Consider the following 24,143-nt stretch of genomic DNA (forward strand, 5'->3'; position numbering starts at 1 on the left):
ACGGGACAGGCGGGACATGACCGCGAGGCGTGGTGGCGCGTCGCGCCACCACGAGCCGGAGCAGTCCGCTCGGGGACGACGCGTCCTCGAACCGACTTCCTCTACGCCCGTGTCCTGTACGCCTGGGGGCGGGCGCCCCGGCGCGGCCACACCGGGCGGAGCCTCAGTCGCGCGGCGGGTCCTGGGCGTCGTCGGGCTCCGCGGGCCGCCCGCGACCCCGTCGTCCACCTCGGGGACACCCTCGACGACGCCGGGGAGTGCTTCGACAAGGTCGCCCGCGTGCTCGGCCTGCCCTATCCGGGCGGCCCCGCGATCGACCGGGCCGCACGCGAGGGCGATCCGGACGCCGTCCGCTTCCCACGGCCCCTGACCGGATCGCGCGACGACCGCTACGCCTTCTCCTTCTCCGGCCTGAAGACGGCCGCCGCCCGCTGGGCCGAGTCCGGTGCCGCGAAGGGGCGGGTCGCCGACGCGGCCGCCTCGTTGCAGGAGGCGGTCGCCGACGTCCTCACCCGCAAGGCGGTCACCGCCTGCCGGGACCACGACGTGAAGACCCTGGTGGTGGTCGGCGGAGTGGCCGCCAACTCCCGCGTACGGTCACTGGCCCAGGAGCGCTGCGCGGCCGCCGGCATCGAACTGCGCGTCCCGCCCCTGAAGTTGTGCACCGACAACGGCGCCATGATCGCCGCCGTCGGCGACCTGCTCGTACGCGCCGGAACCGAACCCGCCCCGCTGGACGTCTCGATCGACCCCTCCGCGCCCTTGGAGCACGCCGCCCTGCACCCCGTCGCCGTCCCGGTCGCCCCGCGAGTCGCGTGATCACGCCCGCCTCCCGCTCCGCTGACGTCAGGGTGCGTACGGCGTGAGCTCCGGCCGTCGGTCGCGGACCGGGCTGACCGATTCGAGGGCCGCGCCCAGCCGCAGCAGGGTGGGTTCGTCGTACCAGCGCGAGACGAGCTGGACGCCGATCGGCAGGCCGTCGGCGGTGGCACCGAACGGCAGCGAGAGGGCCGGCAGTCCCGTGAGGTTGAACGGGACGGTCGCCCGCATGATCCCGCGCGCCGGCACCTCCACCCCGCCGACCTCGAACCTCGGGCGGGCGAACGGCGGCGCGGGGATCGGGCACACCGGACACACCAGCACGTCGTACCGCTCGAAGCAGCCCGCGAACAACGAGCTGAGCGCGTCGACCCGTCGCTGCGCGTCGAGGTAGTCGGCCTGCGGCACGTCCGGCGCCTCCAGGGCCCGCCGGATCACCCGGTGCAGTTCGTCCTCGCGGCCCGCCGCGATCCGCCGGAAGTACGGCACCACCTCCGCGGTGAACAGCACCGCGCTCAACTCCGTGGCGTCCACCGCCTCCAGTCCGGCCAGCGGAGCCGGTTCGACGGTGCAGCCCAGCTCCCGCAGTGCCTCCGCGGCCGCGACGACGGTCGCCGCCACCTCGCGGTCCACCGGCCCGAACGCGGGCTCGCAGGCCCACCCCACCCGCACACCGGCCGGGGCCGGAACGCCGTCGGCGGCCGGATCCAGCGGCGGCGAGTGCCGTACGTGGCCATCGACGCCGTCCGGCCCGGAGAGCGCCCGAAGGGCCGTGGCGATGTCCCTGACGCTGCGGGCCATCGGCCCGACATGCCAGTAGCGGCTGGGCACTTCGGGCCAGTGGCCGGTGACGGGGATCCGCCCGCGGGTCGCCTTCAGGGCGACGATGCCGGTGTCGTGGGCGGGTCCGCGTACCGAGATGGCCACGTCGCTGCCCAGCCCGAGCGGCGACATCCCGGCGGCGACGGCCGCCGCCTCGCCGCCGCTCGACCCGCCGGGAGTCCGCTCGCCGTCCCAGGGGTTGCGGGTGAGGCCGAAGAGCGCGTTGTCGGTCTCGGTCCAGTAGGAGAACTCCGGGAGGTTCGTCTTGGCCATCGGTATCCCACCGGCCGCCCGCAGCCTGGCGACTGACGTGGCGTCAGCATCGGGGACCCGATCGCGGAAGAGGACCGAGCCCCGGGTGGTCACGGCCCCCGCCACGTCCAGTGAGTCCTTCACCGTGAACGGCACACCGTGCAGCGGTCCGACCGCCTCACCGGCCGCCACGGTCGCGTCCGCGGCCCGCGCCGCGGCGAGACCCCGTTCGGCGAGTACGGTCACCACGGCGTTGAGTCGCGGGTCGACCGCCTCGATCCGCTCCAGGTGCGCGCGCATCACCTCCACCGCGGACACCCGTCGTGCGGCGACGAGCGCCGCCAACGCGGTCGCGTCCAAGTGGCTGAGCTCGTCCCCACCCATCGCACACGCCCCTTCCGTCCCGTGGATCCCCCATCCTGCGGCCCACGCGCCACGCGCGGCAAACGACCCCGTCCTCCCGGCAGGACCCACCGCGTCGACGCCCGCCCGCCTAGCCGGGGATCCGGCGTATCTCCGTCACGTACGTGGCGATGTCGGGAATGCCGTCCAGGACGGCGAGTTCGACGATCACCGTCCACGGCGTGCGCCCGCGCAGCCGTTCGGCGAACGGGTACCCCGCGATCGTCTGGAACGTCCGCGTTCCGCGCACGGGCGCGTTGGGGTAGAGCGTCGCTCCCGAGTTGATCGCGGACAGCCGGATCCGGTCCCCGTGGGCGGCGACCAGGCCGGCGGTGTCGAGTACGAGGACGTCGTGCGGGCGGCCGCGATTGCGCCGGGCCTTGAGCAACTGGTCGAGGCGCTGGGGGTGGAGCCACAGGAACACCCGCTCGTTGAGCGCGGCCAGCCACTCCTGGGCGGACATGTCGAGGAGGACCCGGTCCAGGATGTGCGGTCGCAGCGGGGTCTGGTCGCGCAGGGCGACGTCGCCGAGCACCGGGTGCGGGACGGTCAGCCTCCGCGGGCGCGGACTGCCCAGGACCGCGGCTTGCTCGTCGGCGGTCAGCGCGGACGTCGAAACGATGCGCTCGGCCGTCAGCAGGCCGTGCGCGGTGATGGAACGGGCCGCGCCCGCCTCGGCCAGGTGGTACAGCCGTGGGTAGCGCCCGACGAGCTCGTCGATGTCCATGACGACTCCTCAGGGACGCGGGCGCTCGGCCGGATCACGCGTCCCCTGCTCGCGGTCGTAGCGGACCAGGCGGTCCTGCATGACGGCGTAAGAAGTGGCCGACGGAGGACTCCCACCGTCGCGGAGGCCCGTGGCGGTCCGCACGGCCGCGTCGACGGCGGCCCGGTAGGGAAGGGACCCGGTGCTGACGCGGCGCACTCCGAGGTCGGCCAGCTCGGCGAGGGTGAGGGTGGGGTGGGCCAGGACGTTGACGGGGGCCGTGACGGCATCGGTCAGCTGCCGCAGCACGACGGGGTCCGCGGCGCCGGGCACGAACACGCCGTCGGCACCGGCCGCCACGTAGGAGCGGGCGCGTTCCACGGTCTCCTCGACGGTGGCCCGCTGGCCGAGCCAGTAGGTGTCGACGCGGGCGTTGACGAACAGGTGCGGCTCCCGGTCCTTGACGGCCGCGATCTTCGCCGCGTGGGCGGCGGGGTCGATGAGCTCCTCCGCGGAACTGTCCTCGATGTTGACACCCGCGGCGCCGAGGCTCGCGGCGTAGGCGGCGACCTGTTCGGGGTCGTCGCTGTAGCCGTCCTCGATGTCCACGGAGACGTACGCCGGGAGCGCTCGCAGCTTGTGCGCGAGGGCGAGGGTGGCGTCCTTGGAGGCGCGGCCCCCGTCCGGGCTGCCCGACGCCGCGGCGACGCCGAAGCTCGTGGTGCCGATGGCGGGGAAGCCTGCTTCGGCGAAGGCGAGTGCGGAGGCGACGTCCCAGGCGTTGGGGAGCAGAAGCGGGGAGTCCTGCTGGTGGAGGTCGGTGAACGTCATGGCGGTGGCGCCTTTCTGCGGGGGCCGGCCCTGGGGCGGCACGTTCCCGAACGCGGTGCCGGGGGGCGTTGGCGGGTGGTGCGTTGCCGGTGGTGCGTTCCCGGGCCGGGTGGCGGGGCCTATTCGGTGGCGTCGTACAGCTCCACGGTGCGGCTGTCGAGGAGGGGCACGATCTGTTCGAGCACGAGTCGCGTGAAGTGCGCGCTCTGCCGGTGTTCGGCGAAGGCCTCGCGCGAGGCATAGCGTTCGAGCAGGACCACACCGCGCGGGTCGCCGAGTTCACGGTAGACGTCGAAGGCGAGGTTGCCGGGCTCGCGACGGCTGGCTTCGGCCAGTTGCGGAAGGAGTGCGAGGAGCTGCGGTTCCCTGCCTTCCGCGACGGTGTAGCGGGCGATGACCTGGAGTTCGGTCATGGTGCTCTCCTTCATGGCTCACGGCTGCTCAGGGGCTCATGGTTCAAGGCCGCTCAGGGGCTCGGTCGCCGACGAGACGCGGCCGTCTTCGCCCGTCTCGCCAGGTCACCGCACCACGCCTTCTTCGTGGTGATCCCTTCCCACCCGCAAAAACTGGGCTGAGCAACCCTCTTTTCATCATGAGCCCATGCAACACCCGAAAAAGAGGGCTGTCAAGCCCTCTTTTTGCTACGCTGGACACCATGACCACGACCGAGGCGCGCCCGTCGAAGCTGACCCCCCGGGGCCGGGCGACGCGGGAGCGGATCATCCAGGCAGCCGCCGAGCTGATCTACGAGCACGGGGTGCAGAACACCAACAACGAGCGGATACGGCTGGCGGCGGGCGTCAGCGGCTCGCAGCTCACCCGGCACTTCCCCACCAAGGAAAGCCTCGTACGGGCCGTGATCGCCTGGCGCGCCGACACCGTGATCGCCCTCCACAAGATCCCGCAGCTCGGCCACCTGGACACCTTCGCGTCGCTGCGTCTGTGGGCCGATTCCTACATCGAACGCGAGGAGCTGTGCCGCGGAGGGTGTTCCTACGGCTCGCTCGCCGGTGAAGCCCTCAAGGCCGCCCCTTCGCTGCGTCCCGACGTCGCCGACGGATTCGAACGCTGGGAGGACCTCTTCCGGGCCGGGCTGACCGCGATGCGCGAGCGGGGCGACCTGCGCCCGCAGGCCGACCCCGACCAGCTCACCCACCTGCTCATGGCGGCCTTCCAAGGCGGCATGCTGCTGAACCAGGCGGCCGACGACGTGGCCCCCCTGCGCGACGCCCTCGACGCCGCGCTCGCCCACGTCGAATCCTTCGCCACGCACCCCGTCCCGCACGACGACGCCACGGGCGGTGAGGCCCCATGAAAGCGGCTTCCGGACAACACGAACGTCATCACCACTACCTGGCGGCCGAGGACCCCGTCTTCGCCCGCATCATCGCCGCCTACGGCATCCAGGACCCGTTCGCGTGGCACGACGGCGGGCGCACCGGCACCGCCCGGTTCCCCGCGCTGTTCCTGCACGTCCTCAGCCAACGCACCAGCGCCGTCGCGGCGTTCACCCTCTACGACCGCACGGCCGAGGCCCTCGGCGGGCCCGTCACCGCGCGGGGCCTGGCCCGCCTGGGACCGTCCGGACTGCGTTCCATCGGCCTGAACGACGCCAAGGCCGCCTGTGCGACCGATCTGGCCCGCGCCCAGCTCGCCGGACGCATCGACGTCGAACACCTGGAGACCCAGGACGACGAGGAGGTCGTCGCGACCCTCACCGCGTTCAAGGGCCTGGGCACCTGGACCGCGCAGGCGTTCCTGATGCGGCAGCTCCAGCGGCCCGACGTCCTGCCCGCCGGCGACACCGCGCTGCACACCGCCATCCAGAAGAACTGGAACCTGCCGGAACCTCCCACCCCGGGCCGGACCCGGCACCTGGCCGCCCCCTGGGCACCGTCCCGCAGCTACGCCGCCGCCCTCCTGTGGCGCAGCCTCGTCCCTCCCGGCGAGCCCTACGACCCCAAGGAACGCGCGCTGCGAGCGGCCCGCCACTGAGGCGGGCGCGGGCGTGAGGGCACCCGTTCGGGCCGCTCCGGGGTGCGCGGCGCCGGGATCCGGCCAGACTCGGTGCCATGGCAGAGCGATCACGCGGTTCCGCTTCGTCCACGGCGACGAGGAAGCGTCGTCCCGACAAGGGACCGGAGGACGCCGCGCAGGTCGCGCGCGAGAAGCTGCGGCAGCTCATCAGTCACGGGATCGAGGGCGTGTCCGCGGTCGAACGGACCGATGACGGGTGGCTCGTCTCCGTCGACGTGCTCGAAGTGCCCCGCATCCCCGACACCACCAGCCTCCTCGCGACCTACGAGGTGCACCTGGAGCCGGGCGGCGCGCTGCTGGACTACCGCAGGTCCCGCCGGTACCGGCGGGGCGCGGCGGACGAGTGACAGGACCCGTCACCACCGTCGAAAGGACGGACACCCCATGACCACGATCACGTATCCGGGCGAGGTGGCGTGCGTGCCGCGCGCGGGCACGCTCTACGACGTCCTGGAGCTCATCCTGGACCGAGGCATGGTGATCGACGTCTTCCTGCGGGTCTCGCTGGTCGGCATCGAGATCCTCAAGGTCGACGCGCGCGTCGTGGTGGCCAGCGTCGACACGTACCTGCGGTTCGCCGAGGCGTGCAACCGGCTCGACCTGGAGAACGACGCCAGCAGCCGGACCGTTCCCGAGCTGTTCGGCGGCGGCGGAGCCGCGAAGTCCATGGGCAAGCGGAAGGCCAAGAAGGCGGTCGCCTCGGCGGGCGACGCCGTCCGCAAGGCGGTCGGCCGCGACGGGGACGACGAGGAGGAGCGCCCGCGCCGCGGGAAGTCCACCGGGTCGGGCTCCGGCAGCGCCCGCCGCAAGCGCGCCGAGGCGTAAGCGGTGGTCACGCGTACCGGCCGCGGGGACGGCGCCCGCGGTCAGGCCCCGGCGACACCGGTGCGGGAGGGGCACCGCGTCTGTGTGTACGCGATCATCCGTTCCGACCACCGCCTTCCGGTGGAGGCGCGAGGCGTGGGGAACCCGCCCGTGCGGGTGCGGAAGGTCGACGGGAACGGTGTGGCGGCTGTCGTCAGCGACGCGCCCGGCGACCTGCGGGCCCGGCGCCGTGACCTGCTCGCGCACCAGGACCTGCTGCTGGGGCTGGCGGAGACCGGAAGCGTCCTGCCGATGCGGTTCGGGTCGGTCGCCGGCGGGGACGAGGCGGTGCTGAAGCAGCTGCGCGACGGCGAGCAGCGGTACGCGGCGACGCTGCGGAGGCTGGACGGACGCGTCGAGTTCAACCTCAAGGCGTCGCCGGATCCGGACGCCCTGGCCGCCGTCGTCCGCGAGGACCGTGAGGTCCGGCAACTGAGCGCGGCGGCACGGCGGCGTCCCGGTTACGAGGCGAACATCCGGCTCGGCCAGGCCGTCGCCGCCGCGCTCGACCGCCGCGCCGCCCAGGCCGCCAGAGATACCCTGGAAACGCTCGTGCCCCTGGCCGACGCGACGGCGGCGGGCCCTGACGTGCCCGGTTGCGTGCTGAACGCGTCCTTCCTGGTCGAGCGGGGGCTGCGGGAGGCCTTCCGGGACGCGGTGGCCGCGATGACCGATCGCCACCGGGACCGCGCCGTGCTGAAGCTGGCCGGGCCCCTGCCCTGCTACAGCTTCGCCGCATCCGGCGCCGGCGAGCCCGTGGAGGCCTGACGTGGGGCTGATCACCGGGCTGCTCACCCTCCCGCTGGCCCCGGTGCGCGGGGTCGTGTGGATTTCGGAGCGCGTCGTGGAGACCGCGGAACGCGAACTGTACGACCCGGCCGTCCTGCGCTCCCGGCTGGCGGCACTCAATCAGGAGCTGGAGGCTGGAGAGATCAGCCAGGAGATGTTCGAAGCGGAAGAAGAACGGCTACTCGACGCACTGGAGGGACACATTCCGCCGCGATAACCCGAGAGGCGAGCCCCATGGATCAACCGACGAAGATCGCTATCGCCGCTGCCGTAGCGGCCGGATATCTGCTCGGCCGGACCAAGAAGGGGCGACTCGCTCTCACGGCGGCTTCGCTGGCCGCGGGCCGAGGACTCGTGCCGGAACCCCGGGAAATCGCCTCGGAGGGGCTCCGCAGGCTCGCGGAAGTCCCCCAGATCGCCGAATTGGGCGATCAACTGCGCGGTGAGGTGTTCGAGGCCGGTAAACGCGCCGCCGCCGCCGTGATGGACCGCCACCTCGGCTCTCTGTCCGGTGCCCTGCGCGACCGCACGCTCGGGGCCGCGGACGAGGACGAGGACGAGGAAGCGTACGAGGACGAGGACGTCGGCGACTACGCGGACGAGGCGGAGGCGCCTGAGGACGAGGACTACGAGGAGAACGAGGAATACGAGGAGAACGAGGAGGAGGAAGAGCCGGAGGAGCCGCCGCGACGCGAACGGGAACGCGGGAGGCGCAAGGGAACACGCGAGCGCGAGCGATCCGAGGGCTCGAGGAGCGACGCCGACCGCCGGCAGCGGCGCCGTGGAACGCGGAAGAACGAGAAGGAGACCGCCGCCGAACGCGACGCCTCCCCCGCCAGGAAGTCCCCGGCAAAGAAGACTCCTGCCAAGAAGACCGCGGCCAAGAAGACGGCGGCCAAGAAGAGCCCCGCCAAGAAGACCGCCGCGAAGAAGACTCCCGCCAAGAAGACGGCTCCGGCGAAGAAGACCACCACGCGGGCGAAGAAGACGAGCAGCACCAAGCGGACCGCTTCCCGGCGCGATTCCTCGCGGTCCGGACGAGGCAGGTGATCGAACGTGGCGCAGCGGAATCAGGACAGCGGATCCACGGCGATGGATCAGCTCAGTGGGGCCGTCGGCGAATTCCTCAGTTCCAAGGTCGGTGACCTCGCGGAGAAGGCCGGCGGAAAGCTGACCGGCCTGACCGACAGGTTCACCGATATCGCGGAGAACGGCGGGGAGATCCCGAAGATCGGCTCACGCGTCCTGCAAGGCGATTCCCCGGTCAAGGCGGCCGTCAAGGAAAAGGCCAAGGGCGCGATGGACAGCGTGGTGGAAAAGGCGAAGGACGCGTTCGGCGGAGGAAGCGACCGCCGGGCGGGCAGCCCCAAGGTGACCAACATCGTGGAGATCCGCGACGTCGGAGTGCCCCTGCGGTGGGCGTACGACCACTGGACGGAGTACGAGAAGTTCAGCGGCTTCACCAAGGGCGTCAGCAGTGTGTCCACGGCGGACGAGACCACCACCGACTGGAAGGCCAAGGTCGGCCCGTCCACGCGCGGGTGGAAGGCGACGGTCCAGGAACAGGTTCCGGACCAGCGCATCGTCTGGACGTCCGACGGCGCCAAGGGCACCACGCGGGGCGCCGTCAGTTTCCACGAGCTGGGCCCGCATCTGACGCGCATCGTGTTGGTGGTCGAGTACTACCCGTCGGGCTTCTTCGAGAAGACGGCGAATCTGTGGCGTGCTCAGGGCCGCCGTCTGCGGCTGGACTTCAAGCACTTCCAGCGCTACGTCACCCTCACGGACGAGGAGGCCGAGGGCTGGCGTGGTGAAATCCGCGACGGTGAGGTCGTACGCACCCACGAAGAGGCAATGGAGGACGAGGAGGCCGCGGACCAGGACGAGCCCGAGGACGAAGAAGAGGACGGGGCGGAGGACTGGGACGAGGAGGACGAGCCGGAGGAGGACGAAGAGGAGGACGGCGGCTACGACGAGGACGACGACGTAGACGACGAGTACGACGAAGACGAAGACGAAGAAGACGTGGACGAAGACTGAGGTGGTCAGGTGTCGGACGTGGACTACAGGCAGGGCGTCGCGACCGCGCCCGGCCCCGGCACCGCCAACCTGGCCGACATCCTCGAACGCGTCCTGGACAAGGGCATCGTCATCGCCGGGGACATCAAGATCGATCTCCTCGACATCGAACTGCTCACCATCAGGCTGCGGTTGTTCGTCTCTTCCGTCGACACCGCGCGGAAGGCGGGCATCGACTGGTGGGAGACGGACCCGGCGCTGAGTTCGCGTGCCGCCCAGTGCGCCCTGCGCGAAGAGAACGCCCAGCTGCGGCACCGCGTGGCCGCCCTGGAGGCGGGCGACGCGGAATCCGGCACCGCGGCGGAGCGTGAAGCGTGACCGGCTTCGCGGACCGCGGCGCCGCGCCGGACTCGACCGTGACCTACGCCTTCGCCGTCTGCCGCGGTGAGGACGCCTCGGGAGCGCCGCTACCGCCGGGCCTGTCGGCGGGGGCGCCGGTGCGCGCCCTGCGCTTCGGCGCGTTGACCGCGATCGTGCAGGAGGTGCCCGCAGCCGACTTCACCGAGGAGGTGTGGCGGCGGCGCCTGTCCGACCGCGCGGAGGTCGAGCGCTGTGCCCGCGCGCACCATGCCGTCGTCACCGCCGTCGCCCGCTTCCGTCCGACGGTTCCCCTCGCGTTGTGCACGTTGTACCGGGACGACTGGCGGGCCATTGAGGCGCTGGGGAGGGACGAGGCCCGCTTCGCGGAGGTGCTGGACCGTGTCGCGGGGCACGTCGAATGGGGTGTGAAGGTCTACGTCCGGCCCGAGGAGCACGCGAGCGGGCCGGACGGTGCGACGGGTGCGACGCCACGGCCGGCGCCGGGCGCGGCCGCCCGTGGTTCCGCGGGGGGCCCGGCCCCCGGGGCGGGCCGCGCGTACCTCGCCGAGCGGCGTGAGCGGCAGAGGTCCCGGGTGCGGCGGCACGAGGAGACGTTGCGGGACGCGGACGTCGTGGACACCACGTTGCGCGGTCTCGCCTCGGCCGCCCGCAGGCTCCAGCCGCAGCATCAGGAGCTGACCGGCGATCCGCGCCCCCAGATCCTCAACGCCGCCTACCTCGTGGCGCAGGAGAGGACCGCCGAGCTGTCCGCCGCCGTCACCGCCCTGCGCCGCCGGGTCGGCGCGCACATCGAGGTGACCGGGCCGTGGGTGCCGTACTCCTTCGCCGGTGAGGTGTGAGGCGATGACGTCCCACGGTCCGGACCCCGCGCACGGCACCGTCGTGGGCGGCATGGGCGGCGCGGCCGAACGCAGGCCGGTGCCCTGGGACGACCCCGAGCCGCTGAGCGGGCCGATCGGGGTGCCGCTGGTGGACCTGCTGGACCGGGTGCTGTCGACCGGGGTCGTGGTCAGCGGGGACCTGGTCATCGCCATCGCGGACGTCCCGCTGGTCCGGCTGTCGCTGCACGCCCTGCTGTCGTCGGTCAGCGCGCGCATGCCCGCGCCGTGGCGGGACGGAGGGCCGCTGTGACCGAGGCCCGGCTGGACGTGGACCGTGAGCGGATGGGGCAGGACCTGGTGAAGCTCGTGCTCACCGTGGTGGAACTGCTGCGGCAGCTCATGGAACGGCAGGCCATCCGCCGCGTCGACGAGGGCGACCTCACCGACGACCAGGTGGACCGCGTCGGATCGACGCTGATGATGCTGGAGGAACGCATGGCCGAGCTGTGCGAGCAGCACGGCCTGCGCCTCGACGACCTCAACCTCAACCTGGGCCCGCTCGGCTCCTTGCTGCCCCGGGACTGACCGGCCGCCCCGAGCCCGCGCTTCAGGTGTTCGTGAGGGGGCCGGTGTGCTCGTGCTCGCAGACTCCGGCGGGCGACGTGTCCCACGCCGGGAAGGGATCCTCCGCCGGGGCGGTTTCGTCGGCGCGCAGCAGGCAGGCGGTGAGCTCGGTGCGCAGCGCGGGGGCGTCGAGGCCGGTTCCGATGAAGACCAGTTCCTGTTCCTGTGACTCCTGCGCCGCGTCGCCGTGCGTCCCGGACGGTTCGAAACGGGCGACGGAGCCCGCCTGGGACCAGATGCCGGTGACTCCGTCGCGCCCGGCGAGGGTGAAGAATCCCTTGCTGCGCAGGATTCGGCCGAAGTCGCCGCTGTCGAGCCGCTCGGTGACGAACCGCCACAGCCGACCGGGGTGGAAGGGCGCGGTGGCGCGGAAGACGGTGGAGGAGATGCCGTACTCCTCCGTCTCCGGAACGTGGTCGCCGTTGAGCTCCATCACCCAGCCCGGGGCCTGCTGGGCGCGTTCGACGTCGAAGAGCCGGGTGCCGAGGACGTCGCCGACGCGGACTCGGCCGCGGACGACCGGCACGATCCGGGCCGTGGGATTGAGCCGGGTCAGCACCGTGCGCATCCGGTCGGCGGCCCGTTCGTCGACGAGGTCCAGCTTGTTCAGCACGATCACGTCCGCGAACTCCACCTGGTCGATCAGCAGATCGCTGACGGTGCGTTCGTCGTCCTCGTACGGGGCCAGGCCGCGCGCGGCGAGTTCGTCGCCGGTGCCCAGTTCCGGCAGGAAGTTGGCGGCGTCCACCACCGTGACCATGGTGTCGAGACGGGTGACGTCCCCGAGCGTGGCGCCGTCGTCGCGTTCGAAGGCGAACGTGGCGGCCACCGGCATGGGTTCGGAGATGCCACTGGACTCGATGAGCAGGTAGTCGAAGCGGCCTTCCCGGGCGAGCTTGCCGACCTCCTCCAGGAGGTCGTCGCGCAGGGTGCAGCAGATGCAGCCGTTGGTCATCTCGACCAGCCGCTCCCGGGTGCGGGAGAGCGCGGCCTGGCCGCCGCGGACGAGGGCGGCGTCGATGTTGACCTCGCTCATGTCGTTGACGATGACCGCGACGCGCAACTGGTCGCGGTTGGCCAGGACATGGTTGAGCAAAGTGGTCTTGCCCGCTCCCAGGAACCCCGAGAGCACGGTCACCGGCAGGCGGTCGTACGGCATACGCGCTCAGCCCTCCGGGTGCAGGAGACCGCGCTCGTAGGCCTTCTTCAGGCGCTGCGGAACGAGGTACGTGCTGCCGTCGACCGTGACGGGGACGAGCGAGGGCGTCGACGCCTTCCACTGGGCGCGGCGGTGACGGGTGTTGCTGCGCGAGGTCTTGCGCTTCGGGACTGCCATCGGGGGCCTCTCAGGGGGTGGGAACGGTGGCGGTGGTTCGCCGGCGGGCCCTCACCGTAGCAGCTTAATGAAAATGACAACCACTTCCCTGTAGGGTGGGGGCACACGCTCATCCACCCCCGAGATCCCCGCAGGAGAGTCGATCCCATGAAGCCCGGCATCCACCCCGAGTACCGGCCGGTCGTCTTCCGCGACCGGACCGCCGACTTCGCCTTCCTCACCCGCTCCACGGCGACCAGCGACCACACCGTCGAGTGGGAGGACGGCCGCACCTACCCGGTCATCGACGTCGAGATCTCCTCCGCCAGCCACCCCTTCTACACCGGCACCCAACGCGTCCTCGACACGGCCGGCCGAGTCGAACGCTTCGAACGCCGCTATGGGCGCGGGTCGCGGTGACGGAGGAGGTCGATTCCTCCGTTCCAGGGCAGTTCGCCCTCGAAGTCGCAGGCGCAGACGGCACGATCGCCGGACTCCCACAGCGCGCGGAGGATCATGCCGACCGTCGCGACCATGACGTCGCGGTCCTGGTCCTCCTCGGCGTCGGCCTCCACGAGGACCGGCCACCGCACGAAGTCGTCTCCGGCCGGGAGGCCGAGGTGTGCGTCGGGGTTCCGGCGCACCTCCACGACCAGACCGCCCACGGTCATACCGTGCCGGCTGAAGGCCCCCTTCAGTACGGCGGCGAGTGTCGCCATCACGGAGGCGGCCGTGCCCTGTTCGACGAACATCTTGCAGTAGAGGTACTGGTTGTCAGTCACGAGCGGGGACTCCGGTGAGTGTCCGATGGTCGAGCGGGGGCCCAGGAAGCCGGGTCATGGTCCGGCGACGCGCGCGTCGTCCGGCGCCGCTTGCCGAGGGTGGAGGAGCAGCGGTCACGTCCGGCCCTCGCTGGGCGACGGCCGGGCCGTCAGGAGGCCAAGCACGTCGCCGGGTTCGCGCGTCGCGTGGCGCGGACCCGCGAGCAGTTGCGTGTCGCGGATGCGCCCACGCGGGCGCGGTGCGGCGGTCGGCTCAGCCCTGGTTGCCCAGAGGCCAGCCCGCGTCGCTGACCACCGTCCAGTCCCCGGACTGGACCGTGGGGACATAAGCGTCGCCCTCGGCAGTGACAGTGGTGCTCTGGCAGTCGTTCCCCGAGTAGGCGATCACGTTGACCGTCCCGGCCCACCAGTACCCGTACTCCTTGTTCTCGTGGACCGGGGTGGCGAAGCACCGGCTGACGTACGAGCCGCTCTGGTTGTAGCCGTTGACGCGGATGGTGTTCGCCACCCCCAGCGAGTCGACGAAGTCGATCTGCTGGCCGCCGCTGCCGGCGAAGGCCGGGCCGGCCGATACGGCCAGGCCCGCGAATACGAGCGCGGAAGCGGTGATCCCCGACGCGATACGGCGGTTGACGGACAAGGCATCCTCCAATAGGTGTGATCTTGATACTGGTCCCGCAGGTCGGCCGGGTGAGGTTCAGCGGACAAAAGCGCGTGGCCGGTCGGCCCGCGGCGCGACTCCCCGCCTCCCGTCACGGCCGCCGCACCCGATGCGACTCCCGCGAAGGGGCCCGCTCAGGGAGACCCGGTGAACCAGCGTGTGAGGGCGGCGTGCAGGCCCTGGCTGTCGTCGTCGCGGCCGGCCCAGCACACGTGGCCGTCGGGGCGGACCAGCAGCGCTTCGCCTTCATCGGCGACGGGCGCACCTCCGGGGCGGTCGACGCGGTCCGCCCAGGGTTCCGCCGTGGCGGCGGCCTTGGACGCGGCGTCCGCCAGCAGGGCTCCGCGGCCGGCCGGTAGCCGGATGCCGGGCACTCTCGTCCCCAGCAGCGGGTGGTCCGGCGCGCCCGGCATGGGGTAGCGGATGTCCGTACCGGCGATCATCGCGGCGACGCGGCGGTTGGCCTGCGGCTCGGTGAGCAGGTCGGCGAGCAGGTCGCGCACCACCATGGCGTCCGGGTCGGGGAGCGTCAGCACCACCTGGGCGCGGGTGTTGGCCAGGACCCGGGCTCCGACCGGGTGTCGCTCGGCGTGGTAGGTGGCCAGGAGTCCGTCGGGGGCCCGGCCTCGCAGGGTGGCGGCCAGCTTCCAGCCCAGGTTGAACGCGTCCTGCATGCCGAGGTTCAGGCCCTGCCCTCCGGCGGGGGCATGGATGTGGGCGGCGTCACCGGCCAGCAGGACCCGGCCCTCGGCGTAGCGCTCGGCCTGCCGGGAGGCGTCGGTGAAGCGGGAGGCCCAACGGACGCGGCGCAGTTCACGGCGGGGGCCTGGGCAGCGGGCCAGCGCCCCGCGGACCTCGTCGTCGGTGACCGGGGAGTCGCGGTCGGCGTTCTGCTGCTCGGGGCCGCCGAAGGTCAGCCGGTGCACGCCGTCACCGAGCGGGAGCAGGAAGGCGACGCCCGCGGGGTCCGGGGCGAGGTCGGGCAGCTGCCAGGTCTCGCCCGGTCCGCCGGATCCGTCACCGGCCGGGGCGAGTTCGACGTCGGCGACGGCCATGCCGATGCGGCCGTCCCGCCCGGGGAAGGGCGTGCCCAGCAGGCGGCGCACCGTGCTGCGCCCGCCGTCGGCGCCCACCAGGTAGCGGGCCCGGCAGGTGTGCTCGGTGCCGTCGCGTGTGCGGAGGGTGGCGGTCACCGCTTCCGCGTCCTGCCGGAACGAGGTCAGCTCGCGGCCACGCAGCACCGGGACGTCGTACCGGGCGAGTTGGTCCTCCAGGAACTCCTCGACGCGGGCCTGGGGAATGCCGACCTGGTGCGGGAAGGGACTGTCCAGGGCGGCGTAGTCGAGGGGCAGTCCGGCGAAGTGGCCGGCCGGCAGGAGGGTCAGCGACCGGTCCAGGAGCGGTGCGAGCCAGCCTCGGCAGTCCAGCACCTCGGCGGTGCGCGGTTGCAGGTTCAGGGCCTTGGACTGGCCGCTGCGCCGCGGCAGTCGCTCCGCGACGGCTGCGCGTACTCCGGCCAGGCCCAGTTCGCAGGCGAGCAGCAGGCCGGTCGGCCCGGCTCCCGCGATCAGCACCTCGACGTCGGTGTCGATGCCGCTGGCGGTGGCGGTGGCGGTGTCGGTGTCGGTGTCGGTGTCGGTGTCGGTGTCGGTGTTCATGGTCGGCCTCAGACCTTCAGGCCGTTGCGGGTGACGTACCAGTTGTGGAAGCCGATCAGGCCGCCGAGCATGGCCAGCCAGAGCAGGGTGCTGGTCAGCGGGAAGGCGTCCACCGGGATCGTGTACACGAGCACGACCCGCAGCACGGCGTCGAGCAGGAAGACCACGCCCCACACCGCGGTGAGCGCGCGAAGGTGGTGGCGGAACGTCGGCTCGGTGTCCCAGCGCGCCTCCCACTCGGCCAGGCCGGCCTCGCCGATCTTGGCGATGACGATGCCGCGCGAGGAGGTCATGATGAACGGCCGCCGCGTGAACAAGGTGCCCAGCACCCAGCAGCCGATCGCGGCGGTGATCCAGCTGTCCCGCAGGTTCAGCACCCGCGGGCTGCCGGTGACCATGGACAGCAGGGTGGCGACGACCACCAGACTCAGCGAGAACAGGGCCATCGCGTTCACGCGCCGCTGCCGCACGATGCCGTAGACGATCCACGGCACCAGCATCAGGCCGCTCGCGACCAGCGCGAGCCACTGGCCTGTGCCGGCGGCGCGCAGTCCGTAGTACGAGCCGATCGGCAGGACGAGTTCGAAGAACAGCTGGGAGCCGATCTGCCGGCGCAGCGCGGTGGTGCCGCGCCGGGCCTCGGCGGCCGCGGCGGCCTGGGTCTGTGCGGTGGCGGACTCGGTGCCCGGGTTCGGGTCGGTCTGCGCGCGCGGGTTCGGGTCGGTCTGCGGTGCCTGGCTGGTGGCCATGGTGTGTGTCCCCCCGTGAGTCGTGTCGATGGTCGTGCTGTCGTCCCCCGTGCGTGTCGCGTGGGGGGTCAGGGCGTCTTCCTGGTGGCGCGGTCGAACAGGTCCGCGAGCTCGCGGCCGGTGGCGCAGGCGTCGAGGCCGGGCTCGTCGCGGGCGCGGCGCACCACGTCGTCGATCGCGGCCCGGATCGCCCGCAGCATCACCCACGGGTCGAAGTCGCAGAACTCGCCCGCCGCCTGCCCTTTGCGGACCTGCTCGACCTGGAAGGCGAGGATCGCCTCCATCCCTTCCGTGAACGCGACCATGCCGGGGTCGCCGCCGCGCAGGTTGCCCAGGACCTCGCCGATCGCGGCGAGGTGGTTCGGGTACTCGGCGAGCAGGTCGAGGTTGCCCTCGATGGAGGCGCGCAGCCGGGCCGCGTAGCTCTCGTGGGCCTCGATCCGGGGCCGCAGGTAGCCGTCCGCGACCCGCATCGCCTCGGCGACGACCTCGCGCATCAGGTCGTCCCGCCCGTCGAAGTGGTAGGAGATCATCCCCGTGCTGCTCAGCCCCGCGCGCTGCGCGATCTTCGCGAACGAGGCCCGCTGGTAGCCGACTTCGGCGATCACGTCGATCGCCGAGGCGACGATCTGGGCGCGGCGGCCCGTCTCCGTGAAGGACCTCGCCCGCCCTTCAGCCTGTTGCTTGCTCGCGCTGTTTCTTGCTCGCATAAGCAAACCGTAGCGGTGTTTGCTCGCCCGAGCAAGAGGGGTGGTGGTGTCACGCGTTCGGGTGCCCACGTCAGACCTCGCTCCGGCCCCAGGCGGTGACGGTCACCTTGTCGCCGACGCGGATCCGGCCGGGGCGCAGCACCGCGTACTTCACTCCGAACGCGACCCCGCCCGCCGCTGCCCGTCGGTAGCCGGCCAGTGTGCGCAGCGGCTCGGGGCCGTCGCGCAAGCCGCTGCGCTGGTCGACCATGACGACGGCGCAGCGGATCGCCGGTTTGGCGTAGCCGAGTTCGGCGTCGGCGATCGTGATTCGGTGGGCGCGGTCCTCGGTGTGGGGTTCGTCCCAGCCGTCGACGACCAGGTTGGCCCGGAAGCGGTCCTCCGGCACGGCGGGGGCACCGTTGTCGGCGAGCTTCTTGCCGAGCAGGTCGAGGGTGGCGCGGGACAGGACATGCAGCGCGCAACTGTCGGCGTAGCCGGAGGTGCCGGGCACGCGGCCGTCCGTGACCCGGTCGTGCTCGGGTGGCACCCGGACCAGGCGGCTCGGCGCTCGCAGGCACTCGGACAGCCACCGGGCGGCGGCCTCCCCTTGGTCGATGCCGTGGAAGGGCTGCCCGAACAGGTCCACCGGGCGACGGGGGCCCGTGGTGTCCACGGCTATGTCGAGTGGCGGCAGGCCGTCGGCTCGGAGGGTCAGGAGTTCGCCACCGGGGGCGACGGCGGGTCGCACGAGGGCCAGACGGGGGTCGCGGCGCTGGGTGCGGAAGACGCCCTCGGGGCTGGTGACCATGAAGCTGCGGTCGTGTGCGAGCCCGGCCGCGGTCAGCACGGCCTGGTCGGGGTGTGCAGCGGCTGCTCCCTTGACGGGGAAGTACGAGAGCGAGGCCACGTGAGGCATGCGGACCATCCAGGGCAGTAGGTGCATCGGTCTCGGCGTCTCCGAAGATCTCTCGAACGGAGGCGGGCCGGGGCCGAGCCGCCGTCCCGCGGCGACAGTAGAGTTGGCGCCCGTGATCGGTCGGGGGCGCATCAGCATCAGTTACGAGGCGCGGGTGAGCATCGTGATCCCGCTCGCGGCCGGGACCGGTCTGCCGTCGCACAGCCATCCGCAGCACCAGTTGGCCTGGGCGCCGACCGGCTTGCTGACGCTGGAGGTGGGCGGGTTCCGCTGGGTCGTGCAGCGATCGCGTGCGCTGTGGATTCCGGGGGGTGTCGATCACGCGGTCCTTCCGGGGTCGTCGAGCTCGATGCTCTCGGTGTACTTCGAACCGGACGACTGCCCGCGGGGCTGGGATTCCCCGACCGTGCTCGACGCCTCCGGACTGGTGGGGCCGCTGCTGTCCCACCTCGCGGATCTCGGCGACGCCCCGGATGCCGCGAACCGCCACGCCCGGGCCACGGCCGTGCTGTGGGACCTGATGAGGCCGGTGCCGGTCGCCACACTCGCGGTCATCCTTCCCACCGACCCGCTGGCGCTGCGGATCGCGCTGGCGCTGCGTCAGGATCCGGCCGACTCCCGGGACCTGGAGGACTGGGGCCGCGAGGTCGGTGCCTCGCCCCGCACCCTCTCGCGCCGGTTCCGCGCCGAGACCGGGGTGGGTTTCGCGAGTTGGCGGACCTTGCAGCGGCTCGACGCGGCGCTGCCCCTGCTGGGCAGCGGGCAACCCGTCGCGCGGGTCGCCCGCGCGGTCGGGTACAGGACCGCGAGCGCCTTCATCGCGGCGTTCCGCCGGGAGATCGGCACCACTCCCGCCGCGTACTTCGCCGCGAGCGGTGCCGAGCCCGACGTCACACCCCCGTGAGTCGCCGCTCGGCCGCCCGCCGCCCGGGCACCCGTCATTTCGTACGGCCCCGGTCGAGCGTGAAGGCGATCACCGCGAGGAGCACGGAGACCACCGCGACGACCGTGGCCAGGGTCGTCACGGAGTTCAGCGCGTCGATCGACGCGTGGTCGGCGACGCGGGTGAGGGCGGGCACGCTGTCGCGGAACCGCGGCGGCACCGCCGCGACCACCTGGTGACCGGAGGCGGCCCCGAGTTGACGAACGAACTCCTGCTTCAGGTCCTGGGGCAGTGAACCGGCCCCGGGGAGGGTGGCGAGCCCGGAGGCGGCGTCGCGCCGGGCGACGTGGCTGAAGACCGAGCCGAGTCCCGCGATGCCGACGGCCATGCCGACCTGCCGGAGCGTGCCGAAGGTGGCGCTGGCCATGCCGGCGTTCTCCTGGGAGGCGAAGGTCAGCGATGCGGCCTGGTTGGCCGCGGTGATCGCGCCGAGACCGACGCCGCCGACGATCTCACCGGGCAGGAAGTAGGTCCAGCTGTCATGGTCGGCGAACCCGCCGAGCAGGAACATGCCCACGGCGACCAGTCCCATGGTGGCCGTGAGCGAGACCGGGACCGGCAGCCTCTTGGCGAGGATCGCGGTCAGCGGTGCGGCGATCATCGCGCCGATGCTGATCGGGATCACCCGCAGGCCCATCTGCAGCGGGGTGTAGCCGAGCGTGCCGATCAGGAACAGGGAGAGGTAGGTGGTCGCGGCCATCAGCGTGGCCATGTGCCCGGCCGACACGATCGCGGTGCCGACGAAGCCGGGCTTGCGCGCCATGGCGATGTCGAGCAAGGGGTGCTCGGCCCCTCGCACCTGCCAGGCCAGAAATCCGGCCAGCAGCACGGCCGCGGTGACCAGCAGGGCGATCACGGACGACGACGTCCAGCCGAGCGCGCTGCTGCGGGTCACCGCGAACACCCCGGCCACCAGGCCGCCGGTGAGCAGCAGTGAGCCGAGCCCGTCCGCCCGGCGGCCGCGGGCCCGCGGTGGCTCGGGCATCCTCAGCGCGGCCAGGACCAGGACCGCGGCGCCGATCGGCACGTTGACGGTGAAGATCGAGCGCCAGCCGAACGCGGTGACGAGCGCGCCGCCGACGACCGGGCCGAGGACGGTCGCCCCCGCCATCACCGCGCCGTAGACGCCGATCGTCTTCGCCCGCGGACCGGGCTCGGGAAACGCGACCGACAGCAGCGGCAACGCGGTGGCGAAGAGCATGGCGGCACCGACACCCTGGACCGCCCGCAGGACGTCGAGTTCCACGACGGTGCCGACCAGCGTCAGCGCCAGTGACGCGCCGGTGAAGACCGCCATGCCGGTCAGGAACATCCGCTTGCGCCCGAACCGGTCCCCGAGCGTGGCGAAGGTGAGCATGAAGCCGGCCAGCGGGATCGAGTAGGCGTCGACGACCCACTGCAGCGCGTCGATGGAGGCGTTGAAGTGCGCGCGGATACCGGCGAGCGCGGCGGTGACGACGGTCGCGTCGAGCATCAGCATGAAGATCGCGACGCAGACCAGGAACAGCACGGTCCGGGGTCTGCCGGGTGGCGCGTCCGCGGGTGGCGTCCCACGCGTGGTCGTCTCGGTCAGGGACATGGATCCCCCTTTGAGGAAAGGGCGTTGAGGTGGATGCGGAGAGACCGCGAAGAGCGGCCGGCGCCGCATCAGCCACGCTAGGGACCGACCGGGCTGACGGGAACGGCTTACCTGGACAGCCGATATCGCACAGCGGACAACCTTGCCCGCCCCGCGGTTCCGAAGGTCCGGCGGGCGGACACGACGAGGGTGTGCCGGGCGGTGGCGTCACCACGCGCCCGTCGGGTCGTGACAACGCCAATAAACGCCAACAAGCGCTGACAACCGCCGACAACTACTGACAAACACAGAGAGGCCCTCCGAACCACGTTTCCGCAGTTCGGAGGGCCTCTCTCGATGTGGAGCTAAGGGGATTTGAACCCCTGACCCCTTGCATGCCATGCAAGTGCTCTACCAGCTGAGCTATAGCCCCAGGTCTCCGTCGGCCGGAGCAAGGCCCGGCGACTGGGTAAACATTACACGGACCCGGGGGCGTTTCGCCAAATCCATTGGGGGGAGAGGCAGCCGCCCGGAAGCCGTCGGGGGCGGTCGGGACGGACTGCTGTGACGGGGTGGGTCGGGGTACTGTCAGGAGGCTGTGTCCGTCCACCCAGGAGCCGCCGCCGTGACCGCGTCGCAACCCATCGCCGAAGGCAGACCGAGGGGCGGGATACGGGGACCGGTGGCACGGCGGTCGACCGCGCTGGCGGCGGTCGTGTGCCTGGTGTCGTTCACCGGCTTCTGGATCGCGCAGCGGGCCGCCAACGTCTCCATGATCGACCTGATGGTCTACCGCGCCGAGGGCTGGACCATCAGGACCGGCGGTGACCTGTACACGATGGTGGCCACCCAGGCCAAGCTGCCGACCACCTACCCGCCCTTCGGCGCCATGATCTTCACGCCGCTCACCTGGCTCGGCGTCCCCGCGATGCGCACCGTGGCCACCGCCGCCAACCTGGTCCTGCTGCTCGTCGTCGTCCACCTGTCGCTGCGGCTGGTCGGCCGGCCGCACCGGATACCGCACGCGGCGGCCACCTTCGCCGTCTCCGCGGGCGCCGTGTGGTGCGAACCGGTGTGGACGACCCTGCGGTACGGGCAGATCAACCTGCTGCTCGCGGTCCTGGTGCTGTGGGACCTGACCCGGCGCTCCGGGCACCGCTGGGCGGGCATCGGCATCGGCGTGGCCGCCGGGATCAAGCTGACCCCGGCGCTGTTCGCGGTGTTCCTGGCGCTGGTCGGTCTCGTCCAGGGCTGGCGCGGGCTGCGCGCCGGGCGGCGGGTGTGGAACCCGGCGCTGCGCCGGGCCTGCGTGGCGGCCGCCGCGTTCGCCGTCACCGCGGGCACGGCCGCGCTCGTGCTGCCGCGCGACTCGCACAACTTCTGGACCCGGATGATCTTCGAGGCCAACCGTGTCGGCCACGTCGAGGACACCGCCAACCAGTCGGTGCGCGGCGTCGTCGCCCGCGTCCTGCACTCCACCGACCCGGGCCGCTCCTGGCTGCTGTCGGCCGCCGCGATCGGGCTGCTCGGGCTCGCCGTGGCCGTCGCGGCGGCACTGGCGGGCGACCGGCTCCCGTCCGGGTCGGCCTGGGCGGCCTGCGCCTGCGCCGCGACCGCGCTGCTGGTGAGCCCGATCTCCTGGTCGCACCACTGGGTGTGGTGCGTGCCGATGGTGCTGCTGCTGGCGTCGGAGGCGCTGCGGCGCGGGCAGTTGCGGTGGCGGATCGGCGCCGGGGCGGCCGGGCTGGTGTTCTGCAGCTACGTGATCTGGGCGGTGCCGCACGGCCTCGGCCGCCCCGAACTGCGCCAGAACGCGGGGCAGATGCTGCTGTCGGCCGCCTACCCGGCGGTCGGGCTGGCCTTCCTGGCGCTGACCGGGGTACAGGCGGTACGGGCACTGCGCAGGCCCCCGAGCCGCCCGCTCGGCGGCGCGAACCGCACCCCCCGCACCGGCGACTACGTGTACGCGGCGGACCGCTAGCGCCTCCCGGCCGGGCCTCTACGGAGACTGAACGGCGGCGCGACGGCCCGAAGGGAACCGCCCCGGCCCACCCCGACCGCCCGGAAGGGGGGTGCGGGTGGCGAAGCCTCCGCCGCCCGCGGACGAAGTCCGCGGAAGAACGACAAAGGCGAGGGGTCCGCGTTGTCCGCGGACACACCTCGCCTCTCGCCTTTGTGGAGCTAAGGAGAATTGAACTCCTGACCTCCTGCATGCCATGCAGGCGCTCTACCAACTGAGCTATAGCCCCGCTGTTCCCGCTCGCGCACTCGCCGCTCGCTCGGAACACCTGAAGCTTAGCGTGTGACCTGCCCGGATACGAAATCCGCTCCTGAGGGGGCTCCTCAGGTGTCGTCGCCGAGCACCGGTTCCGGCAGGGTGCCCGCGTTGTGCTCCAGCAGACGCCAGCCGCGCACGCCCTCGCCCAGCACGGACCAGCAGCAGTTCGACAGCCCGCCGAGCGATTCCCAGGACGCCGGGGCGAGACCCAGGATGCGGCCGATCGTGGTGCGGATCGCGCCGCCGTGACTGACGACGACCAGCGTGCCGTCCTCCGGCAGCTTCTCGACCTCACGCAGCACGATGGGGGCCGCACGGTCGGCGACCTCGGTCTCCAGCTCGCCGCCTCCGCGCCGGACCGGCTCGCCGCGCTTCCAGGCCGCGTACTGCTCGCCGTAGCGGGCCATGATCTCGTCGTTGGTCAGGCCCTGCCAGACGCCCGCGTAGGTCTCTCGCAGGCCCTCGTAGTACGTGGGCTCCAGACCCGTGACGGCGGTCAGCTCGGCGGCGGTGTGGCGGGCCCGCTCCAGGTCGGAGCAGACGAGCGCGTCCGGGCCGAGCGCGGCCAGCAGCCGGGCGGCGCGCCGCGCCTGGGCCACGCCGGTCTCGGTGAGCGGGATGTCCGTGGTGCCCTGGAAGCGGCGCTCCAGGTTCCAGGCGGTCTGGCCGTGCCGCCACAGGACGATGCGGCGTCCCCGTCCGGCCGCGGGCGCGCCGCCGCCGGACGCGGCCGGGGCGCTCAGTTCGTCTCCCCGTCCGGTCCGCCGTCCCGCTCGCGGGCGTACTCGGCCGCCTTGCCCCGGGTCTCCACCGCGTCCTTGGGCAGCTCGATCTCCGGGCAGTCCTTCCACAGCCGCTCCAGCGCGTAGAAGACGCGCTCCTCGGCGTGCTGGACGTGGACGACGATGTCGACGTAGTCCAGCAGGACCCAGCGGCCGTCGCGCTCGCCCTCGCGGCGCACCGGCTTGGCGCCGAGTTCCTTGTTCAGCCGCTCCTCGACCTCGTCGACGATGGCCTTGACCTGCCGGTCGTTGGGCGCGGAGGCCAGCAGGAACGCGTCCGTGATCGACAGCACGTCGCTGACGTCGTACGCGATGATGTCGTGCGCGAGCTTGTCGGCCGCTGCCTGGGCGGCGGTGCTGATCAGCTCGATGGAGCGGTCCGTGGCGGTCACAGGGAGTGCTTTCCGGTCGGGTACGGGTACCCCACCAGGATCTCATGCCC

At 72.2% G+C, this 24,143-nt stretch carries 31 protein-coding genes and 2 tRNA genes; 16 read left to right on the top strand and 17 right to left on the bottom strand.

Annotation, left to right across the window (positions count from 1 at the left end):
- Positions 1-819, top strand: an 819-nt coding sequence (locus tag K7472_RS29665; protein ID WP_372458125.1) for a tRNA (adenosine(37)-N6)-threonylcarbamoyltransferase complex transferase subunit TsaD, incomplete at its 5' end; no start/stop codon positions are given.
- Between the two features lie 27 nt (positions 820-846).
- Here K7472_RS29665 and K7472_RS29670 read toward each other — a convergent pair.
- The 4 genes from K7472_RS29670 to K7472_RS29685 form a co-directional block, all read right to left on the bottom strand.
- Complete coding sequence (locus K7472_RS29670; protein ID WP_222981874.1) at positions 847-2,277, bottom strand: amidase; 1,431 nt, start codon at positions 2,275-2,277, stop codon at positions 847-849.
- A gap of 109 nt (positions 2,278-2,386) precedes the next feature.
- Positions 2,387-3,022 (bottom strand): DUF7002 family protein, encoded by a 636-nt coding sequence (locus K7472_RS29675; protein ID WP_222981876.1) that lies wholly within the window; start codon positions 3,020-3,022, stop codon positions 2,387-2,389.
- Between the two features lie 9 nt (positions 3,023-3,031).
- A complete protein-coding gene (locus K7472_RS29680) occupies positions 3,032-3,832 on the bottom strand; it encodes an isocitrate lyase/PEP mutase family protein (protein WP_222981878.1) in 801 nt (266 codons plus the stop codon).
- A gap of 119 nt (positions 3,833-3,951) precedes the next feature.
- Entirely contained in the window at positions 3,952-4,245 is a 294-nt protein-coding gene (locus K7472_RS29685) for a putative quinol monooxygenase (protein WP_222981880.1), read from the bottom strand.
- A gap of 242 nt (positions 4,246-4,487) precedes the next feature.
- Here K7472_RS29685 and K7472_RS29690 point away from each other — a divergent pair, with 242 nt between their 5' ends.
- The 12 genes from K7472_RS29690 (at position 4,488) to K7472_RS29745 (ending at position 11,328) form a co-directional block, all read left to right on the top strand.
- The gene (locus tag K7472_RS29690) at positions 4,488-5,147 is read left to right on the top strand and encodes a TetR/AcrR family transcriptional regulator (RefSeq protein ID WP_222981882.1); all 660 of its coding nucleotides are present in this window, start codon (positions 4,488-4,490) and stop codon (positions 5,145-5,147) included.
- Positions 5,144-5,827, top strand: coding sequence for a DNA-3-methyladenine glycosylase family protein (locus K7472_RS29695; protein ID WP_222981884.1), 684 nt, complete (start codon positions 5,144-5,146; stop codon positions 5,825-5,827). Before K7472_RS29690 ends, K7472_RS29695 begins: the two co-directional genes overlap by 4 nt.
- Before the next feature lie 77 nt (positions 5,828-5,904).
- Positions 5,905-6,216: a gas vesicle protein GvpO gene (gene gvpO / locus K7472_RS29700; protein WP_222981886.1), complete on the top strand. Its 312-nt coding sequence runs from the start codon at positions 5,905-5,907 to the stop codon at positions 6,214-6,216.
- A 37-nt stretch (positions 6,217-6,253) separates the two neighbouring features.
- Positions 6,254-6,694 carry a gas vesicle protein GvpJ gene (gene gvpJ / locus K7472_RS29705; protein ID WP_222981888.1) on the top strand — a complete coding sequence of 147 codons (441 nt, stop codon included), beginning with the start codon at positions 6,254-6,256 and terminating at the stop codon, positions 6,692-6,694.
- A gap of 84 nt (positions 6,695-6,778) precedes the next feature.
- Positions 6,779-7,501, top strand: a complete 723-nt coding sequence (locus K7472_RS29710; RefSeq protein WP_308014145.1) for a GvpL/GvpF family gas vesicle protein — start codon at positions 6,779-6,781, stop codon at positions 7,499-7,501.
- A gap of 1 nt (position 7,502) precedes the next feature.
- Positions 7,503-7,739: a gas vesicle protein GvpG gene (locus tag K7472_RS29715; protein ID WP_222981890.1), complete on the top strand. Its 237-nt coding sequence runs from the start codon at positions 7,503-7,505 to the stop codon at positions 7,737-7,739.
- 17 nt (positions 7,740-7,756) lie between these two features.
- Complete coding sequence (locus K7472_RS29720) at positions 7,757-8,572, top strand: histone protein (protein WP_222981895.1); 816 nt, start codon at positions 7,757-7,759, stop codon at positions 8,570-8,572.
- A 42-nt stretch (positions 8,573-8,614) separates the two neighbouring features.
- Positions 8,615-9,562 carry an SRPBCC family protein gene (locus K7472_RS29725; RefSeq protein WP_222981896.1) on the top strand — a complete coding sequence of 316 codons (948 nt, stop codon included), beginning with the start codon at positions 8,615-8,617 and terminating at the stop codon, positions 9,560-9,562.
- A gap of 9 nt (positions 9,563-9,571) precedes the next feature.
- The gene (locus K7472_RS29730) at positions 9,572-9,919 is read left to right on the top strand and encodes a gas vesicle protein (RefSeq protein ID WP_222981897.1); all 348 of its coding nucleotides are present in this window, start codon (positions 9,572-9,574) and stop codon (positions 9,917-9,919) included.
- The gene (locus tag K7472_RS29735) at positions 9,916-10,761 is read left to right on the top strand and encodes a GvpL/GvpF family gas vesicle protein (RefSeq protein ID WP_222981898.1); all 846 of its coding nucleotides are present in this window, start codon (positions 9,916-9,918) and stop codon (positions 10,759-10,761) included. Before K7472_RS29730 ends, K7472_RS29735 begins: the two co-directional genes overlap by 4 nt.
- A 52-nt stretch (positions 10,762-10,813) precedes the next feature.
- Positions 10,814-11,053 carry a gas vesicle protein gene (locus K7472_RS29740; RefSeq protein ID WP_222982003.1) on the top strand — a complete coding sequence of 80 codons (240 nt, stop codon included), beginning with the start codon at positions 10,814-10,816 and terminating at the stop codon, positions 11,051-11,053.
- Entirely contained in the window at positions 11,050-11,328 is a 279-nt protein-coding gene (locus K7472_RS29745) for a gas vesicle protein K (protein WP_222981900.1), read from the top strand. The genes K7472_RS29740 and K7472_RS29745 overlap by 4 nt, the downstream gene beginning before the upstream one ends.
- 22 nt (positions 11,329-11,350) lie before the next feature.
- Here the strand turns inward: K7472_RS29745 and K7472_RS29750 are convergent, their stop codons facing one another.
- A complete protein-coding gene (locus tag K7472_RS29750) occupies positions 11,351-12,526 on the bottom strand; it encodes a GTP-binding protein (RefSeq protein ID WP_222981902.1) in 1,176 nt (391 codons plus the stop codon).
- 6 nt (positions 12,527-12,532) lie between these two features.
- Positions 12,533-12,703, bottom strand: coding sequence for a 50S ribosomal protein L32 (gene rpmF / locus K7472_RS29755; protein WP_222981911.1), 171 nt, complete (start codon positions 12,701-12,703; stop codon positions 12,533-12,535).
- A gap of 147 nt (positions 12,704-12,850) precedes the next feature.
- On the opposite strand from rpmF, the gene K7472_RS29760 reads away from it, so the two are divergent.
- A complete protein-coding gene (locus K7472_RS29760; protein ID WP_222981913.1) occupies positions 12,851-13,102 on the top strand; it encodes a type B 50S ribosomal protein L31 in 252 nt (83 codons plus the stop codon).
- Here K7472_RS29760 and K7472_RS29765 read toward each other — a convergent pair.
- The 6 genes from K7472_RS29765 to K7472_RS29790 all read right to left on the bottom strand — a co-directional run bounded on the left by K7472_RS29765 (position 13,081) and on the right by K7472_RS29790 (position 18,140).
- On the bottom strand, positions 13,081-13,464 hold the full coding sequence (locus tag K7472_RS29765; RefSeq protein WP_222981915.1) for a hypothetical protein: 384 nt from the start codon (positions 13,462-13,464) through the stop codon (positions 13,081-13,083). The two genes, K7472_RS29760 and K7472_RS29765, sit on opposite strands and share 22 nt — an antisense overlap.
- 253 nt (positions 13,465-13,717) lie before the next feature.
- Positions 13,718-14,104 (bottom strand): hypothetical protein, encoded by a 387-nt coding sequence (locus tag K7472_RS29770; RefSeq protein WP_222981917.1) that lies wholly within the window; start codon positions 14,102-14,104, stop codon positions 13,718-13,720.
- Between the two features lie 155 nt (positions 14,105-14,259).
- A complete protein-coding gene (locus K7472_RS29775; protein WP_252396457.1) occupies positions 14,260-15,783 on the bottom strand; it encodes an FAD-dependent monooxygenase in 1,524 nt (507 codons plus the stop codon).
- An 8-nt stretch (positions 15,784-15,791) separates the two neighbouring features.
- The gene (locus K7472_RS29780) at positions 15,792-16,532 is read right to left on the bottom strand and encodes a VC0807 family protein (protein WP_252396458.1); all 741 of its coding nucleotides are present in this window, start codon (positions 16,530-16,532) and stop codon (positions 15,792-15,794) included.
- Positions 16,533-16,600: 68 nt separating this feature from the next.
- Complete coding sequence (locus K7472_RS29785) at positions 16,601-17,242, bottom strand: TetR/AcrR family transcriptional regulator (RefSeq protein ID WP_222981919.1); 642 nt, start codon at positions 17,240-17,242, stop codon at positions 16,601-16,603.
- A gap of 70 nt (positions 17,243-17,312) precedes the next feature.
- Positions 17,313-18,140: an MOSC domain-containing protein gene (locus tag K7472_RS29790; RefSeq protein ID WP_372458127.1), complete on the bottom strand. Its 828-nt coding sequence runs from the start codon at positions 18,138-18,140 to the stop codon at positions 17,313-17,315.
- A gap of 112 nt (positions 18,141-18,252) precedes the next feature.
- On the opposite strand from K7472_RS29790, the gene K7472_RS29795 reads away from it, so the two are divergent.
- The gene (locus K7472_RS29795; protein ID WP_222981922.1) at positions 18,253-19,044 is read left to right on the top strand and encodes a helix-turn-helix domain-containing protein; all 792 of its coding nucleotides are present in this window, start codon (positions 18,253-18,255) and stop codon (positions 19,042-19,044) included.
- Positions 19,045-19,078: 34 nt separating this feature from the next.
- On the opposite strand, the gene K7472_RS29800 is transcribed toward K7472_RS29795, so the two are convergent.
- Together K7472_RS29800 and K7472_RS29805 are read right to left on the bottom strand one after the other, a co-directional pair.
- A complete protein-coding gene (locus K7472_RS29800) occupies positions 19,079-20,662 on the bottom strand; it encodes an MFS transporter (RefSeq protein ID WP_222981924.1) in 1,584 nt (527 codons plus the stop codon).
- Positions 20,663-21,001: 339 nt separating this feature from the next.
- Positions 21,002-21,074: transfer RNA gene (locus K7472_RS29805), tRNA-Ala, on the bottom strand.
- A 192-nt stretch (positions 21,075-21,266) separates the two neighbouring features.
- Here K7472_RS29805 and K7472_RS29810 point away from each other — a divergent pair.
- The gene (locus tag K7472_RS29810) at positions 21,267-22,622 is read left to right on the top strand and encodes a glycosyltransferase 87 family protein (protein WP_308014143.1); all 1,356 of its coding nucleotides are present in this window, start codon (positions 21,267-21,269) and stop codon (positions 22,620-22,622) included.
- Between the two features lie 195 nt (positions 22,623-22,817).
- Here the strand turns inward: K7472_RS29810 and K7472_RS29815 are convergent.
- From K7472_RS29815 to rsfS, 3 genes are all read right to left on the bottom strand, one after another.
- Positions 22,818-22,890, bottom strand: a tRNA-Ala gene (locus K7472_RS29815).
- A gap of 94 nt (positions 22,891-22,984) precedes the next feature.
- Entirely contained in the window at positions 22,985-23,662 is a 678-nt protein-coding gene (locus K7472_RS29820) for a histidine phosphatase family protein (protein WP_252396466.1), read from the bottom strand.
- Positions 23,659-24,093, bottom strand: coding sequence for a ribosome silencing factor (gene rsfS / locus K7472_RS29825; protein WP_222981934.1), 435 nt, complete (start codon positions 24,091-24,093; stop codon positions 23,659-23,661). Before rsfS ends, K7472_RS29820 begins: the two co-directional genes overlap by 4 nt.
- Positions 24,094-24,143: the final 50 nt, after the last annotated feature.

The organism is Streptantibioticus parmotrematis (assembly GCF_019890615.1).
In the GTDB taxonomy this organism is placed as follows: Bacteria; Actinomycetota; Actinomycetes; order Streptomycetales; family Streptomycetaceae; genus Streptantibioticus_D; species Streptantibioticus_D parmotrematis.

Excerpts from the sequence above, each read along its gene's own strand:
- K7472_RS29800 (WP_222981924.1), bottom strand. The coding sequence starts at position 20,662 with ATGTCCCTGACCGAGACGACCACGCGTGGGACGCCACCCGCGGACGCG.
- gvpO (WP_222981886.1), top strand. The coding sequence starts at position 5,905 with ATGGCAGAGCGATCACGCGGTTCCGCTTCGTCCACGGCGACGAGGAAG.
- K7472_RS29740 (WP_222982003.1), top strand. The coding sequence starts at position 10,814 with ATGGGCGGCGCGGCCGAACGCAGGCCGGTGCCCTGGGACGACCCCGAG.
- K7472_RS29725 (WP_222981896.1), top strand. The coding sequence starts at position 8,615 with ATGGATCAGCTCAGTGGGGCCGTCGGCGAATTCCTCAGTTCCAAGGTC.
- K7472_RS29775 (WP_252396457.1), bottom strand. The coding sequence starts at position 15,783 with ATGAACACCGACACCGACACCGACACCGACACCGACACCGACACCGCC.
- K7472_RS29680 (WP_222981878.1), bottom strand. The coding sequence starts at position 3,832 with ATGACGTTCACCGACCTCCACCAGCAGGACTCCCCGCTTCTGCTCCCC.
- K7472_RS29670 (WP_222981874.1), bottom strand. The coding sequence starts at position 2,277 with ATGGGTGGGGACGAGCTCAGCCACTTGGACGCGACCGCGTTGGCGGCG.
- K7472_RS29685 (WP_222981880.1), bottom strand. The coding sequence starts at position 4,245 with ATGACCGAACTCCAGGTCATCGCCCGCTACACCGTCGCGGAAGGCAGG.
- K7472_RS29760 (WP_222981913.1), top strand. The coding sequence starts at position 12,851 with ATGAAGCCCGGCATCCACCCCGAGTACCGGCCGGTCGTCTTCCGCGAC.
- K7472_RS29790 (WP_372458127.1), bottom strand. The coding sequence starts at position 18,140 with ATGCCTCACGTGGCCTCGCTCTCGTACTTCCCCGTCAAGGGAGCAGCC.
- K7472_RS29720 (WP_222981895.1), top strand. The coding sequence starts at position 7,757 with ATGGATCAACCGACGAAGATCGCTATCGCCGCTGCCGTAGCGGCCGGA.
- rpmF (WP_222981911.1), bottom strand. The coding sequence starts at position 12,703 with ATGGCAGTCCCGAAGCGCAAGACCTCGCGCAGCAACACCCGTCACCGC.
- K7472_RS29780 (WP_252396458.1), bottom strand. The coding sequence starts at position 16,532 with ATGGCCACCAGCCAGGCACCGCAGACCGACCCGAACCCGCGCGCGCAG.
- K7472_RS29690 (WP_222981882.1), top strand. The coding sequence starts at position 4,488 with ATGACCACGACCGAGGCGCGCCCGTCGAAGCTGACCCCCCGGGGCCGG.
- K7472_RS29785 (WP_222981919.1), bottom strand. The coding sequence starts at position 17,242 with ATGCGAGCAAGAAACAGCGCGAGCAAGCAACAGGCTGAAGGGCGGGCG.
- K7472_RS29750 (WP_222981902.1), bottom strand. The coding sequence starts at position 12,526 with ATGCCGTACGACCGCCTGCCGGTGACCGTGCTCTCGGGGTTCCTGGGA.
- gvpJ (WP_222981888.1), top strand. The coding sequence starts at position 6,254 with ATGACCACGATCACGTATCCGGGCGAGGTGGCGTGCGTGCCGCGCGCG.
- K7472_RS29675 (WP_222981876.1), bottom strand. The coding sequence starts at position 3,022 with ATGGACATCGACGAGCTCGTCGGGCGCTACCCACGGCTGTACCACCTG.
- K7472_RS29695 (WP_222981884.1), top strand. The coding sequence starts at position 5,144 with ATGAAAGCGGCTTCCGGACAACACGAACGTCATCACCACTACCTGGCG.